General features: G+C 52.1%; 10 protein-coding genes and 3 tRNA genes. 11 read left to right on the plus strand and 2 right to left on the minus strand.

Annotated elements, in window-relative coordinates; all coding sequences use genetic code 11:
• The first annotated feature begins 182 nt into the window (after positions 1-182).
• The gene (lptF, locus tag ACQY6F_RS05830; RefSeq protein ID WP_428772892.1) at positions 183-1,283 is read left to right on the plus strand and encodes an LPS export ABC transporter permease LptF; all 1,101 of its coding nucleotides are present in this window, start codon (positions 183-185) and stop codon (positions 1,281-1,283) included.
• A gap of 3 nt (positions 1,284-1,286) precedes the next feature.
• Positions 1,287-2,357 carry an LPS export ABC transporter permease LptG gene (gene lptG / locus ACQY6F_RS05835; RefSeq protein WP_428772893.1) on the plus strand — a complete coding sequence of 357 codons (1,071 nt, stop codon included), beginning with the start codon at positions 1,287-1,289 and terminating at the stop codon, positions 2,355-2,357.
• 87 nt (positions 2,358-2,444) lie between these two features.
• Here the strand turns inward: lptG and mutS are convergent, their stop codons facing one another.
• Together mutS and ACQY6F_RS05845 are read right to left on the minus strand one after the other, a co-directional pair.
• Positions 2,445-5,036, minus strand: coding sequence for a DNA mismatch repair protein MutS (gene mutS / locus ACQY6F_RS05840; protein ID WP_428772894.1), 2,592 nt, complete (start codon positions 5,034-5,036; stop codon positions 2,445-2,447).
• Between the two features lie 290 nt (positions 5,037-5,326).
• A complete protein-coding gene (locus ACQY6F_RS05845; RefSeq protein ID WP_428772895.1) occupies positions 5,327-6,856 on the minus strand; it encodes a GNAT family N-acetyltransferase in 1,530 nt (509 codons plus the stop codon).
• A 184-nt stretch (positions 6,857-7,040) separates the two neighbouring features.
• Between ACQY6F_RS05845 and ACQY6F_RS05850 the strand changes: the two genes are divergently transcribed.
• The 9 genes from ACQY6F_RS05850 (at position 7,041) to ACQY6F_RS05890 (ending at position 14,226) form a co-directional block, all read left to right on the plus strand.
• Complete coding sequence (locus ACQY6F_RS05850) at positions 7,041-7,532, plus strand: CinA family protein (RefSeq protein WP_428772897.1); 492 nt, start codon at positions 7,041-7,043, stop codon at positions 7,530-7,532.
• 225 nt (positions 7,533-7,757) lie between these two features.
• Positions 7,758-8,801: a recombinase RecA gene (recA, locus tag ACQY6F_RS05855; protein ID WP_428772907.1), complete on the plus strand. Its 1,044-nt coding sequence runs from the start codon at positions 7,758-7,760 to the stop codon at positions 8,799-8,801.
• A gap of 76 nt (positions 8,802-8,877) precedes the next feature.
• A complete protein-coding gene (recX, locus tag ACQY6F_RS05860) occupies positions 8,878-9,339 on the plus strand; it encodes a recombination regulator RecX (RefSeq protein WP_428772899.1) in 462 nt (153 codons plus the stop codon).
• Positions 9,340-9,481: 142 nt separating this feature from the next.
• A complete protein-coding gene (gene alaS / locus ACQY6F_RS05865; protein WP_428772901.1) occupies positions 9,482-12,064 on the plus strand; it encodes an alanine--tRNA ligase in 2,583 nt (860 codons plus the stop codon).
• Positions 12,065-12,258: 194 nt separating this feature from the next.
• The gene (locus tag ACQY6F_RS05870; protein ID WP_428772903.1) at positions 12,259-13,446 is read left to right on the plus strand and encodes an aspartate kinase; all 1,188 of its coding nucleotides are present in this window, start codon (positions 12,259-12,261) and stop codon (positions 13,444-13,446) included.
• 92 nt (positions 13,447-13,538) lie between these two features.
• The gene (gene csrA, locus ACQY6F_RS05875; RefSeq protein WP_428772904.1) at positions 13,539-13,736 is read left to right on the plus strand and encodes a carbon storage regulator CsrA; all 198 of its coding nucleotides are present in this window, start codon (positions 13,539-13,541) and stop codon (positions 13,734-13,736) included.
• A 172-nt stretch (positions 13,737-13,908) separates the two neighbouring features.
• Positions 13,909-14,001, plus strand: a tRNA-Ser gene (locus ACQY6F_RS05880).
• A gap of 31 nt (positions 14,002-14,032) precedes the next feature.
• A tRNA-Arg gene (locus ACQY6F_RS05885) sits at positions 14,033-14,109 on the plus strand.
• Between the two features lie 24 nt (positions 14,110-14,133).
• Positions 14,134-14,226, plus strand: a tRNA-Ser gene (locus tag ACQY6F_RS05890).
• The last annotated feature ends 1 nt before the right edge of the window (position 14,227 follow it).

Below are 14,227 nucleotides of genomic sequence, written 5' to 3' on the forward strand. Positions count from 1 at the left end.
ACATCCTGAAGACAAATAGAACTAAATGTTAGATAATGGTGCACTTAGTGGTTGAATCCGGTGACGGAACTGACCCTGAACCAGGCTATCCAACAGTTAGAGAAAATTTAAAAAATAATAGGTTCAACGGGAAACTATAGTGATTCAATCAAAAATACAAGTTTTGTGTGGGTAATTTCAGCGTGATTATTGTTAGATATTTGATCCGCGAAACACTAAAGAGCCAATTTGCGATATTTTTCATCCTATTTTTAGTGTTTTTGAGCCAGAGACTGATACGGGTATTAGCGGATGCTTCAGATGGTGAAATTCCTGCCGGTCTGGTGATGAATTTTGTTGCGTTGAGTATGCCCTATATGGGGCTGTTGATGTTGCCACTGAGTCTGTTTCTGGGTATTTTGCTCACCTTCAGCCGTCTGTATGCTGAGAGTGAGATTACCGTGATGAATGCGACTGGCATCGGTAATAAGTTTTTAGTGCGGGCCGCGCTTTACCTGGCGGTCATAACCGGTACGGCGGCCGCGTTTAACGCCTTTTGGCTGGCGCCTTGGAGCCAGGACCGTATCACCGCGCTACAGGAGCAGGTGCAGGCGGAAAACAATGTCGATCTATTGAAAAAAGGCCATTTCCAGGGCACGCCAGATGGCGCATCGGTGGCTTTCATCGACGATATTGAGGACAAAAAACTTAAGCACATCTTTATTGCGCAGATGCGCCCGCGAGATTCGGTTCTGCCGAGCGTGTCTTATTCACAATCCGGAGAAGTGGTTGAACTGAGTGACGGCCGTCAGATCATTCGCATGAACGATGGCGTCCGTTATGAAGCGATTCCCACCCGGCTGGATTATATGGTCACCCGTTTTAATCAGTACGAGGGGATCATCGGCCAGCGTGAAGTGCGGCAAAAAGGTCGTGACTGGGAGGCGCTGCCGACTCAGGAGTTAATGGGTAACACTGATCCGAAAGCGCAGGCGGAGTTGCAGTGGCGTATTTCGCTGGTGATCTGTATTCCGCTGCTGACCATGTTGGTGGTGCCGCTGTCGGCGGTGAATCCGCGTCAGGGGCGCTTTGCCAAGATGGGCCCGGCAATCCTGATTTATCTGACTTACTTTCTCGCCATTAGTGCCACCAAGTCGGCCTTAGAAGATGGTTCGATCCCGGCGTTCATTGGTTTGTGGCCAATTAACCTTGGGCTGCTGATCACCGCGCTGGTGGTCAACTCAATGGACAGTATTCCGGTGCGACGTCTCAAAGATAAAATAAGACAGAAAAGGGCGGCTTAAGCAGTGTTTAAGATTCTAGATTGGTATATCGGCCGAACGATTGTCGCCACCATGTCGCTGGTACTGGCTACGTTTGTTGGCCTGTCGGCGATCATCAAATATGTCGAGCAGCTGCGCAAAGTGGGTGAAGGCAGTTACGACCTGCTGCAGGCGCTGCTGTTTGTGCTGCTGAGTATTCCGCGCGATATCGAGATGTTTTTCCCGATGGCGGCGCTGTTAGGTGCCTTGATTGGTCTCGGCATGCTGGCGTCCAGCTCGGAACTGGTGGTGATGCAGGCGGCGGGCTATTCCAAACTCAATATCGGTATGTCGGTGCTGAAAACTGCGGTGCCACTGATGATCATCATCACCTTGCTGGGGCAGTGGGGCGCGCCGCAGGCCCAGAAGCTGGCACGGGACTTACGCTCGTTCTCTACCTCCGGCGGTAACCTGCTATCGATTCGTACCGGGGTATGGGCCCGTGATGCCAATGACTTTATCTTTATCGGTAAAATCGACGACGACAAACTGTATGCGGTCAACCTGTGGCGTTTCAATGAAGACAAACAGCTGCAGACCGTACTGACTGCTGAAACGGCCGATTATGCCGGAGACAACCAGTGGCAGTTGAATAAAGTACTGATCACCGATGTGCGTGATGAAGTGCAGCTGTCCCAGCAGAGTCTGCCGGCTTATCGCTGGACGACGACGCTGGCCCCGGACAAACTGGCGGTGGTGACGGTGAAACCGGAAGAACTGTCGCTGAGCGGTTTGTATGATTACGTGACTTTCCTTAAACAGTCGGAGCAGGATGCCTCTCGTTATGAGCTGGCCCTGTGGCGCAAGATTACCCAACCGTTCTCGGTGGCGGTGATGATGCTGATGGCGCTGTCGTTTATTTTTGGTCCGTTGCGCAGTGTGACCATGGGGGCGCGAATTTTATCCGGCGTGATCGCAGGATTCACTTTCTATATTTCCAGTGAGTTCTTCGGCCCGCTTAGCTTGGTATACAATATTCCCCCGGCGTTTGGCGCGATAATGCCGAGCATAGTTTTCCTCACCGTGGCGCTGATGTTACTGCGGCGTAAGTTGTAACCGGGCAAAAATTCAAGTGATCGATAAACAAAGGGCTGCACGATGCAGCCCTTTTTACTCTCTAACGGTTATTCAGTTGCCATGCGACTAAGCCAGCAACTGTTTTAACCGATACAACTCTTCCAGCGCCTGACGCGGGCTCATCTCATCGGGATTGAGCTGGCTCAGCGCCTGTTCCACTTCACTTGGCTCCGGGATCAGGCTGAGCTGGTTGTCGCTCGCCAGTGTTGTCGTCTGCGGGGACAGCTGCGCCTGATGGCCGAGCTGTTCCAACTGGGTTAGCTTGGCCCGGGCCTGTTTGATCACCGACTTTGGCACCCCGGCTAACCCGGCGACCGCCAGGCCGTACGATTTGCTGGCCGCCCCTTCTTGTACCGCGTGCATAAAGGCAATACTGTCACCATGTTCAACCGCATCGAGGTGGACATTCGCCAGGTGTGGCAACTGGTGTGGCAGTTCGGTCAACTCAAAGTAGTGGGTGGCAAACAGTGTCAGGGCACCAATCTGTTTGGCCAGCCACTGGGCACTGGCCCAGGCCAGAGACAGACCATCGTAAGTACTGGTACCGCGGCCGATCTCATCCATCAATACCAGGCTATTGGCGGTAGCATTGTGCAGGATATTGGCTGTTTCAGTCATTTCCACCATAAAGGTAGAGCGGCCTGAAGCCAGATCGTCCGAGGCGCCGATGCGGGTAAAGATACGGTCGATGCAACCGATAGTGGCGGACTCTGCCGGTACATACGCGCCGATGTGGGCCAGCAGGGCGATCAGTGCGGTCTGGCGCATATAGGTCGATTTACCGCCCATATTGGGGCCGGTAATGATCAGCATCCTGCGCTGGGCGTTCAGTTCGATCGGGTTGGCAATAAACGGGGCGTCCATCACCTGTTCCACCACCGGATGGCGGCCAGCCAGAATGTCGATACCCGGCTGCTGGCTGAGGGTCGGACGACAATAGTCCAGGCTCTCGGCCCGTTCGGCCAGGTTTTGCAGCACGTCCAGTTGCGACAGGGCCGATGCCATATTCTGCAAGGCTTCCAGGTGCGGCAGCAGCAGGTCGAACAGCTCTTCCCACAGCCGTTTTTCCAGCGCCAGGGCGTTGGACTTGGAGCTGAGTACTTTGTCTTCGTGCTCTTTCAGCTCGCTGATGATGTAGCGTTCGGCGTTTTTGAGTGTTTGACGGCGAACATAGTGGGGCGGCACCAGATGGCTCTGACCGCGGCTGACCTGGATAAAGAAGCCGTGCACATTGTTGTAACCCACTTTAAGGGTGTCGATACCGTGCCGTTCCCGCTCCTGCTGTTCGAGCTGGTTCAGGTAGTCTGTTGCGCCATCGGCGAGGTCACGCCACTCGTCCAGTTCTGCATCATAGCCGGGGGCGATGACACCGCCGTCGCGGATCACCACCGGCGGATTGTCGATGATGGCGCGTTCAAGCAGCTCAGCCACCGAAACCATCGGTGCGGCATAGTCGGCCAGCTTCGCTAGGTAAGGATGCTTCAGAGGCGTCAGCAATTCAGCCAGCTCAGGCAGTTGCTGCATCGCATTACGCAGCCGGGCCAGATCGCGTGGACGGGCAGAACGCAGTGCCAGACGGGCCAGGATCCGCTCGATGTCGCCGATCTGTTTCAGCGCCGGGTGCAGATCAACGAACAGATTGCTCTGTTTCAGTTCAGTGATGGCATCCAGGCGTTGGTTTAGGGTGTCCAGGGCACGCATCGGTTGATGTAACCAGCGTTTTAGCATCCGGCTGCCCATCGGGGTGGCGGTTTTGTCCAGTACTTCCGCCAGGGTGTTGTCGCTGCCGCCTGCCAGATTCTGGGTAATTTCCAGGTTGCGCCGGGTCGCCGCATCCAGGATCACGGAATTATCCTGACGGTCCAACGTTAGCGAACGGATATGGGGCAGGGCGGTGCGCTGAGTATCTTTGACGTACTGGATCAGGCAGCCGGCGGCACACAGGCCTAAGGCAGCGTGTTCTACGCCAAAGCCAACTAAATCCCGGGTGCCGAACTGCTGGTTGAGCTGCTGTTTGGCGGTGTCGAGTTCAAATTCCCACACCGGGCGCCGGCGGTTACCGTTACGCTGGCTGAGCAGTTGTACCGGCTCGAAATCTTCCGGGAACAGCAGTTCACGTGGCGCAGTGCGTTGCAGTTCGGCTGCCATCGCCTCTTCGCTGGCGGGCTCGATTAACTGGAACCGGCCCGAAGTGATATCGAGCGTGGCGTAGCCAAAACGCCCCTGCTGATGATAAATCGCCGCGATCAGGTTATCGACCCGCTCGGATAGTAGCGCTTCATCGGTCACGGTACCCGGGGTCACAATGCGGACTACTTTGCGCTCAACCGGGCCTTTGCTGGTGGCGGGATCGCCAATCTGTTCGCAAATCGCAACGGATTCGCCCAGTTGGACCAGTTTTGCCAGATAACCCTCAACGGCATGATACGGTACGCCAGCCATAGGAATAGGCTCGCCGGCAGAGGCGCCGCGCTTGGTCAGGGAGATATCCAGCAGGTGTGACGCCCGTTTGGCGTCGTCATAGAACAGCTCGTAAAAATCACCCATGCGATAAAACAGCAGAATATCGGGATTTTCCGCTTTCAGTTTCAGGTATTGCTGCATCATAGGGGTATGGGATGCCGGTTTACCTTTCGAATTTGATGGTTTTTGTTTCATTTTAAATCAGCTAGTTACCGGATAGTGGTGATTTTTGAAAGACAAATTAACCTCCAATGCCTGTCCTGTCTGACATGCGATGTCGCAATAAAGTTTATTGCCGGACTATCTGACGGAAAACGGGTGCAAAGGGCGGCCTTGAGTAAACAGGGAGAATAGCAAACCTGCCTTAGCAAGAGCAATTAGCAACGGGCAGAGTAGTGAATAGCGGGAGAGAAAAGCGGCGATTGACGATAAGCTTCTGATTCAACAACCGCAGACGTTTTGCTGCCCGCGGTTGTTGAAAACAGTTATTTAGGCTCGGTAAAGCCACCGTACAGATCCAGCCGCCGGTGACGCAGGTTAGTTACTGAGCCTTCGGTATTGAGTTGCTTTAGTTTACTCAAGTCGACGTCAGCAAAAATTATCATTTCGGTATTCGCGCTGGCTTCGGTCAGCGTGGCATCATGGGGGAAATAAATATCTGACGGAGAAAACACCGCCGACTGGGCGTACTGAATGTCGACGTTGTCCACCCGGGGCAAGTTGCCGACACTGCCACCAATCGCGACGTAGCACTCATTCTCAATCGCCCTGGCCTGAGAGCAAATCCGCACCCGCTGGTAGCCATTTTTGGTGTCGGTCCAGAACGGCACAAAGATGATCTGGACGTCCTGCTCTGCCATTTTACGTCCCAGTTCCGGGAACTCACTGTCGTAACAGATCATTATCCCGACCCGGCCAGCGTCGGTCTCAAATACCTGCACGTTGTCTCCGCCATCGATCACCCAGTCACGCTCCTCGTGCGGGGTAATGTGGATCTTGTATTGGGCATTGATTTCACCATCGCGCTGCAACAGGTAGGAGACGTTATACAGTTTGTCGTCTTCAACCACAGGTACGCTGCCAGCGACAATATTGATGTTGTAGGTTACCGCCATCTGGGCAAAACGGTTTTTGATCTCTTCACTGAATTCGGCCAGGGAGCGGATCGCTTCGACTGAGTTCTGATCTTTTTTCAGCCCCATCAGCGGGGCGTTGAAAAATTCCGGAAACAGCGCGAAATCCGCTTTGTAGTTAGACAGCGATGAAACAAAGAATTCGGCCTGATCCATCAGATCATCCAGGTTGCGCATATGGCGCATCTGCCACTGTACCACCCCAATGCGGACCAGGGTCTTTTCTATGTCGTAGACGGACTGAATATCCGGCTCGTAGAAGAAGTTATCCCACTCCAGCAAGGTGGCGTAGCCTTTCGAGGAATCGTCTTCCGGCAGGTAGCCGCGCATCAGACGTTTAACGTCAAAATCGTTGGCGAGCTGAAAGGAGAGGATCGGGTCATGCAGTTCGCGCCGTTTTACCTTGTCGATGTATTCGGTGACGCTGAGTTCATCAGCGTACTGGTGATAGTTGGGAATCCGACCGCCGGCCAGAATGGCTTTAAAGTTCTTGTTACGACACAGCTCCTTACGCGCATCATACAGTCTCCGGCCCAGACGGAGACCACGATAATCCGGGTGGACAAAGACATCCAGCCCGTACATAGCGTCCCCGGTGACCTGATTCTGAATGACGTTGTTTTCGCTGATGATGTCGGTGTAGACGTGAGGCAGGGAAAATCGGTTGTAGTCTACTTTTATCGTCAATGCTGCGCCGACGATCTTACCTTCGTATTCGATACAAATTTGGCCATCGGGAAATTGATGGATCAAATCCATGATGGTGATACGAGGCCAGGCTCCCCCGACATCGGGGAAAACCAAATTCATCAATTCGGCGAGCTCGGGATAATCGTTGGGTTCAATAGTACGCAGGGAGAGTTTTGGCGATGTGCTATCCATACAAATATATCCATAATCTTTTTTAAACCAGGCAGTGTCTTAACACTGCTGTATTGAGCATGTCACAAAATACGCCGATAGGGTATTAATTGAACTAGGTTATTTTGCCCATCGGTTTGACTTGCATGCCAGCCTGCTTAGGATACCCTTAACCTACAGACACACTCGGTAAACAGGAACCAAGATGGAAGTTCAGTCTCAGTTATCGCAACAGGTAGGCAGCTTACTGGAACAACACCGCCAGGTACTGGCCAGCGCCGAATCCTGTACGGGTGGGGCAATTGCCGCCACGGTCACCGATACCGCAGGCAGTTCGGCCTGGTTTGACCGCGCCTTTATTACCTATAGCAATCAGGCCAAGTTAGATATGCTGTCGGTGAGCGAAAAGACCCTGGCCCAATATGGCGCCGTCAGTGAAGCGGTGGCGGTGGAGATGGTACAGGGTGCCCTGGATCATTCACTGGCGACCATCGCGGTAGCGGTCAGTGGTATTGCCGGTCCGACCGGCGGCAGTGAAGAAAAACCAGTTGGCACGGTCTGTTTCGCCTGGGCCGATAGCAGCGGCTGGCAACACGTACAAACCTGCCATTTTGACGGCGATCGCGGTCAGGTCAGGACGCAAGCGGTCAACCATGCGTTACAGGTGATTTGCGCACATTTGCGTGACCTGTCGTAACCCAGCTTCCTCAGTGTTTTGCCTGCCAATTTAGCTCGTTAATCTGTCTCTAGAGCAAAAAAAATGGTGCCAGCTATGGACACTGTATGAATCAACAGTATAATTAGCCAGCAATGAAGGTCAGAAAATTTCTCAATACTATTGTCTGACCAACAACAGATTTACAGCGAAATAAGAAGTTAATTGACCATTCATCCTGCCAGGGTGAATGAACCGGAGAAAGTGATGGACGAGAACAAACAGAAGGCGCTCGCCGCTGCGCTAGGTCAGATTGAAAAGCAATTCGGTAAAGGCTCAATCATGCGCCTGGGTGACAACCGGACTATGGATGTAGAAACCATCTCCACCGGTTCACTCTCTCTCGACATTGCACTGGGTGCAGGCGGCCTGCCAATGGGACGTATCGTTGAAGTTTACGGTCCGGAATCATCGGGTAAAACCACCCTGACTCTTGAGCTGATCGCCGCGGCGCAACGTGAAGGTAAAACCTGTGCCTTTATCGATGCTGAGCACGCTCTGGATCCTATCTATGCCAAGAAGCTGGGTGTTGATATCGATGCTCTGCTGGTTTCCCAGCCAGATACCGGTGAACAGGCGCTGGAAATCTGTGACGCGTTGGCGCGCTCTGGCGCTATCGACGTAATGGTCGTGGACTCAGTTGCCGCCCTGACGCCAAAAGCTGAGATTGAAGGTGAAATGGGCGACAGCCACATGGGCTTACAAGCCCGTATGCTGTCACAGGCGATGCGTAAGCTGACCGGTAACCTGAAACAATCCAACTGTATGTGTATCTTCATCAACCAGATTCGGATGAAGATCGGCGTGATGTTCGGTAACCCGGAAACCACCACTGGTGGTAACGCACTGAAATTCTACGCGTCAGTGCGCCTGGATATTCGCCGTACCGGTTCTATTAAAGAAGGCGACGAAGTGGTGGGTAACGAAACCCGCATCAAAGTTGTGAAGAACAAAATCGCTGCGCCGTTCAAGCAGGCAGAAACACAGATCCTGTACGGTCAGGGTTTCAACCGTGAAGGTGAACTGATCGACCTGGGTGTGAAACATAAGCTGGTGGAAAAAGCCGGTGCCTGGTACAGCTACAATGGTGAGAAAATTGGTCAGGGCAAAGCGAACGCTTGCAAGTTCCTACGTGAAAACCTGGACGCGGCCAAAACCATTGACGCGAAACTGCGTGAGATGCTGCTGACGCCAGCCTCGCTCGATGAGACACAAGGCGAGCAAGTTCCAGAGCAGCAAGAAGAGCTGTAAATCTTCACTGGTTACATCATAAAGCCCTGCCTAGCAGGGCTTTTCTGTATCTGTTTCACTGTTAAAGGAGTGCGAATTGGCCTCGACACCGTATCAGCTATCAGCAAAACAGGCTGCGATTCATCTGCTCAGCCGCCGCGATCACGGCCAGTATGAGCTGAGTCAGAAACTGGCGCAGCGAGGATATCCCGAGCAGGAGATCGAGCAGGCAATCGAGTTTTGTCTGGCTCACCGCTATCTGGAAGATCTGCGTTATGCCAAGAGTCAGGTCCGGCAACATATTGCTAAGGGACACGGCGAACGCCGCATCCGTCAGGAGTTGCAACAGCGACGAGTCGCAGAGCAGGACATCGAACAGGCGCTGCAGGAGCAGCAACAGGATTGGTTTGAACTGGCCAGGCAAGTCGCTGAAAAGAAATATCGCTGTCAGGGCGGCAAAGACGATAAAGAATACGCCAAACGCGTTCGTTTTCTACAATATCGCGGTTTTGGCTTTGATCAGATCCGTTATGCACTGGAGAGTCTTCCGGCCGGTTGACCGTCCGGATATAGGATAATTTACTGATTTAGCCCCTCAACTACCCGTTAACGGTTCTTTTCTGTAAGAAAGCTAGTCGAAGCCTTAACCATGATCTACAATACGGCAAAATTCTCACTCGACAATTTTCAGGAAAAGCTGCATGTACATGAGCACAGATGAGGTCCGTAATGCCTTCCTCAAGTTCTTTGAAAGCAAAGGACACCAAATCGTAGATAGTTCCTCGTTAGTCCCGCACGACGATCCTACCCTGCTGTTTACCAACGCAGGGATGAACCAATTTAAAGATTGCTTCCTGGGTCTGGAAAAGCGTGCCTATACGCGGGCGACTACGGCTCAGCGCTGTGTACGTGCAGGCGGCAAACATAACGACCTGGAAAATGTTGGCTTTACTGCTCGTCACCATACTTTCTTTGAAATGCTGGGTAACTTCAGCTTCGGTGACTACTTCAAAGACGATGCGATTAAATTTGCATGGGAATTCCTGACCGAAGTCCTTAAGTTGCCGGCAGAACGCCTGTTGGTGACCGTGTACGAAACCGACGATGAAGCGTTTGAGATCTGGAATAAGACGGTCGGCGTACCGGCAGATCGCATCGTGCGAATTGGCGACAAAAAAGGCGGTAAACCTTACGAATCGGATAACTTCTGGCAGATGGGTGACACCGGGCCATGTGGTCCATGTACCGAGATCTTTTACGATCACGGTGAGCACATCTGGGGTGGCCGACCTGGTACACCAGAAGAAGATGGCGATCGCTTCATTGAAATCTGGAACAACGTCTTCATGCAGTTTAACCGCCATGCTGACGGCACGATGGAACCACTACCGAAACCATCTGTGGATACCGGTATGGGCATCGAGCGTATCTCAGCCATCATGCAGGGCGTTCACTCTAACTACGAAATCGATGTATTTCAGACCCTGATCAAAGCCGCAGCAGAAGTGACCGGTCATGACGATCTGTCCAATCAATCCCTGCGCGTAGTGGCAGACCACATCCGTTCATGTGCTTTCCTGATCGTTGATGGCGTGATGCCGTCTAACGAAGGTCGCGGTTACGTACTGCGCCGTATTATTCGCCGTGCCGTTCGTCATGGTAATAAGCTCGGGGCGCAAGGTGCCTTCTTCCATAAACTGGTTGGCGTGCTGGCCGAGGTGATGGGTTCTGCCGGCGAAGAGCTGAAAAAGCAGCAGGCAGTAGTAGAAAAAGTACTGCGCATTGAGGAAGAGAACTTCGGACGCACTCTTGACCGTGGTATGACGATCCTGAATGAAGCTCTGGATAGCCTGGAAGGTAAAGTACTGGACGGCGAAACCGTGTTTAAACTTTACGATACTTATGGTTTCCCTGCGGATCTGACCAATGACGTGGCTCGTGAACGTGGCCTAAGCATTGATGAAGCTGGCTTTGAACAGGCGATGGATCAGCAGCGTCAGCGCGCACGTGAAGCGGGCCAGTTTGGCACCGATTACAACGCAGCGATCAAAACCGATGCTGAGACAGAATTCTGTGGTTATACCGGCACTGAAGGTTCGAGCGCCGTTGCGGCAATATTTGTTGATGGCGAAGAAGTGGAAACACTGTCTGCCGGTGAACAAGCGATCCTGATCCTGGACCAGACACCATTCTACGCCGAGTCGGGCGGTCAATGTGGTGACGCCGGTGTGATCAAAACTGAATCCGGACTGTTCCGGGTAGAAGATACCCAGAAACTGGGCAATGCGATCGCCCACCACGGCAAGTTGGTTGAAGGTGTTTTGGCCCAAGGTGACCAAGCCGACGCTCAGGTGAATGCAGAGCGACGCGCAGCGATTTCCCTTAACCACTCAGCCACTCACCTATTACACGCGGCACTGCGTCAGATCCTTGGCGAACACGTCACTCAGAAAGGCTCATTGGTGAAAGCCGAAGGTCTGCGTTTTGACTTCTCTCACCTGGAAGCGGTAACTGCGGAAGAGCTGAAGCAGGTTGAACGTTTGGTGAATGCACAGATCCGTCGCAACCACACGGTGGAAACCAACGTGATGGACATTGAGTCAGCCAAGCAGAAAGGCGCTATGGCACTGTTTGGTGAAAAATATGACGACCAGGTGCGTGTGCTGACTATGGGTGATTTCTCGACCGAACTGTGTGGTGGTATCCATGCATCCAACACCGGTGATATTGGCCTGTTCAAGATCTTGTCTGAAGGCGGCATCGCGGCAGGTATCCGCCGTATCGAAGCTGTCACCGGAGAAGCGGCGCTGGACGCAATTGAAAACCAGCAGCAAGGTTTCCAGGTTAAGCTGGCAGAAGCGGCATCTAAAGCCAAAGGGCTGGAAAAAGAGATCCAACAGCTGAAAGAAAAACTGGCTTCGCAGGCCAGTGCAAGCCTGACCAGTCAAGTGAAAGACATCGCAGGAGTCAACGTGTTGGTGGCCCAACTGGATGGTGCGGACAACAAAGCACTGCGTGGTATGGTGGATGAGCTGAAAAATCAGCTTGGTAGCGGTGTCATTATGCTGGGTAATGTGTCTGGCGACAAAGTCGGTTTGATTGCCGGGGTTACCAAAGATCTGACCGGTAAAGTTAAAGCTGGTGAGCTGGTCAATATGGTAGCGCAACAAGTTGGCGGTAAAGGTGGTGGTCGCCCGGATATGGCTCAGGCCGGTGGTACCGATGCGGCTGCATTGCCTAACGCACTGCAGTCGGTCGATGAGTGGCTGGCAGAGCGCCTGTAACACACAGTTTAAGCGCTCGATCAAACCAAGATTTGATTGAGCGTAATTTTTCTATGGTAACCAAGTGGTTTAATTGGCTAGGTTTTAAACGGCCGGTTGAGCGGCTTGGTTTTTGTTCTAACTACCGTACTGTGAATAAATAAATCGATGCAGTGCGGCCGAATGAGACTTTGGTCTTGGGAAGGTGATGACTGGTGAAAAAGTCCCTTATCGTGCAAAAGTTCGGCGGAACCTCAATGGGTTCTATAGACACAATCCACATTGTGGCCGAACACATCATTAAAGCGAAAAATGATGGCCATCAAGTAGTAGTCGTAGTGTCAGCCATGGCGGGTGAAACCAACCGTCTGATGGAACTGGCCAAGCAGGTAGACAGTGTACCGACGGCTCGAGAACTTGATGTTTTGCTCTCTGCTGGTGAGCAGGTGTCAATGGCGCTTCTGGCGATGACACTGAACAAAATGGGTTATGCAGCCCGCTCGCTGACCGGTGGTCAGGCGCACATTGTGACTGATAATCAGCACAATGACGCGACGATTAAACATATTGATACCACAACGATCGAAGAACTGCTGAATCAGGATCACATCGTTATCGTTGCAGGATTTCAGGGTGTCAATAAGAATGGGGACATTACTACCTTAGGCCGAGGTGGTTCAGACACCAGTGCCGTGGTGCTAGCCGGTGCAATGCAGGCCGATGAATGTCAGATCTATACCGATGTTGACGGCATCTATACCTGTGATCCACGAGTTGTGGAACGCGCGCAAAAACTGGATAGCATCGATTTCCCGTCGATGGAGGAAATGGCGCGCAAAGGAGCCAAAGTGCTCCACTTACCTTCGGTACAGCACGCCTGGCAGCACAATGTTCCATTGCGGGTATTGTCGACGTTTGACAACAACCAGGGTAGCCTGGTCACCGGTGAAGTGTGCCAGAAAGCGGTGTGCGGATTGGCACTTCAGCGCGATATGTGCTTGATTAAAGTACAGAGTGACCATTTATCCAGCTTGCAGAAACAGTGTCAAATGTTGGGAGTGGTGATTTGGAATGTGATCGAACAGACAGATTGGGCCGGCATTATTGTAAAACAGGATGCATGTGCAAAATTGGATCTGGTGTTTGGTGACAAAATTCGTAATAGTGATGTGGTAAGTTTACTTACCGTGGTGGGTTTACAAGCCGAAGGATTGGTTGAACGCTCATATGAGTTGCTAACCGGGTACGATATCAATGTGGATCATTACCATGTTAGTAAGCAGTCGCTGATGTTGGTGTTGTCTCAAGAAGATCTTGATCGGGCAGCCAATGTTATTCATGATGCCTTTATAACCGCTCACGAAGCACTTGATTACCAGCAGGTTCAGGCATATTTAGGTTAAACTCAGCTAAATATGCAGTTTACGAAATTATTACTTTTGTTGGATAATAACCAAGTAGCCAGACAAAGTAGAGAATACTCAAGGAGCACAGAATGCTAATTTTGACTCGCCGTGTTGGCGAAACACTTATGATCGGTGATGAAGTAACGGTAACGGTACTGGGCGTTAAAGGTAACCAGGTACGTATTGGTGTCAATGCTCCAAAAGAAGTCTCCGTTCACCGCGAAGAAATTTACATGCGAATTCAAGCGGAGAAAGGCAACGGTAATGTCGGTTCCGGCAACTACTAAAACAGCAAATTAGGTCAGCTCAAATGCTGGCCTTTTTTCATAAATTAACAGCAAAAGGATGATTTCCAATCGCTTTGATTAAATAGCCAACGGTTAAGCGGTTTTTTGCTGTTTTTGCCAAGAAAGTGTTTGACATATTTTTGGTAAATCGTAATATGTGCCTCCGCAAGATGGTGAGGTGGCCGAGAGGCTGAAGGCGCTCCCCTGCTAAGGGAGTATGCGGTTTGTAGCCGCATCGAGGGTTCGAATCCCTCCCTCACCGCCATTTCTTGCGACGCTTTGAAACAAAGCATTGCGCGCTCGTAGCTCAGCTGGATAGAGTACCTGGCTACGAACCAGGCGGTCGGAGGTTCGAATCCTCCCGAGCGCGCCATTATTTCCTGAAAGGAAGTAGTACGGTGAGGTGGCCGAGAGGCTGAAGGCGCTCCCCTGCTAAGGGAGTATGCGGTTTGTAGCCGCATCGAGGGTTCGAATCCCTCCCTCACCGCCAT

It is taken from the genome of Vibrio sp., assembly GCF_050299255.1.
Lineage (GTDB): Bacteria > Pseudomonadota > Gammaproteobacteria > Enterobacterales > Vibrionaceae > Vibrio.

Coding starts and splice junctions, on each gene's coding strand:
- mutS (WP_428772894.1), bottom strand. CDS start 5,036: ATGAAACAAAAACCATCAAATTCGAAAGGTAAACCGGCATCCCATACC.
- ACQY6F_RS05845 (WP_428772895.1), bottom strand. CDS start 6,856: ATGGATAGCACATCGCCAAAACTCTCCCTGCGTACTATTGAACCCAAC.
- ACQY6F_RS05850 (WP_428772897.1), top strand. CDS start 7,041: ATGGAAGTTCAGTCTCAGTTATCGCAACAGGTAGGCAGCTTACTGGAA.
- recA (WP_428772907.1), top strand. CDS start 7,758: ATGGACGAGAACAAACAGAAGGCGCTCGCCGCTGCGCTAGGTCAGATT.
- alaS (WP_428772901.1), top strand. CDS start 9,482: ATGTACATGAGCACAGATGAGGTCCGTAATGCCTTCCTCAAGTTCTTT.
- csrA (WP_428772904.1), top strand. CDS start 13,539: ATGCTAATTTTGACTCGCCGTGTTGGCGAAACACTTATGATCGGTGAT.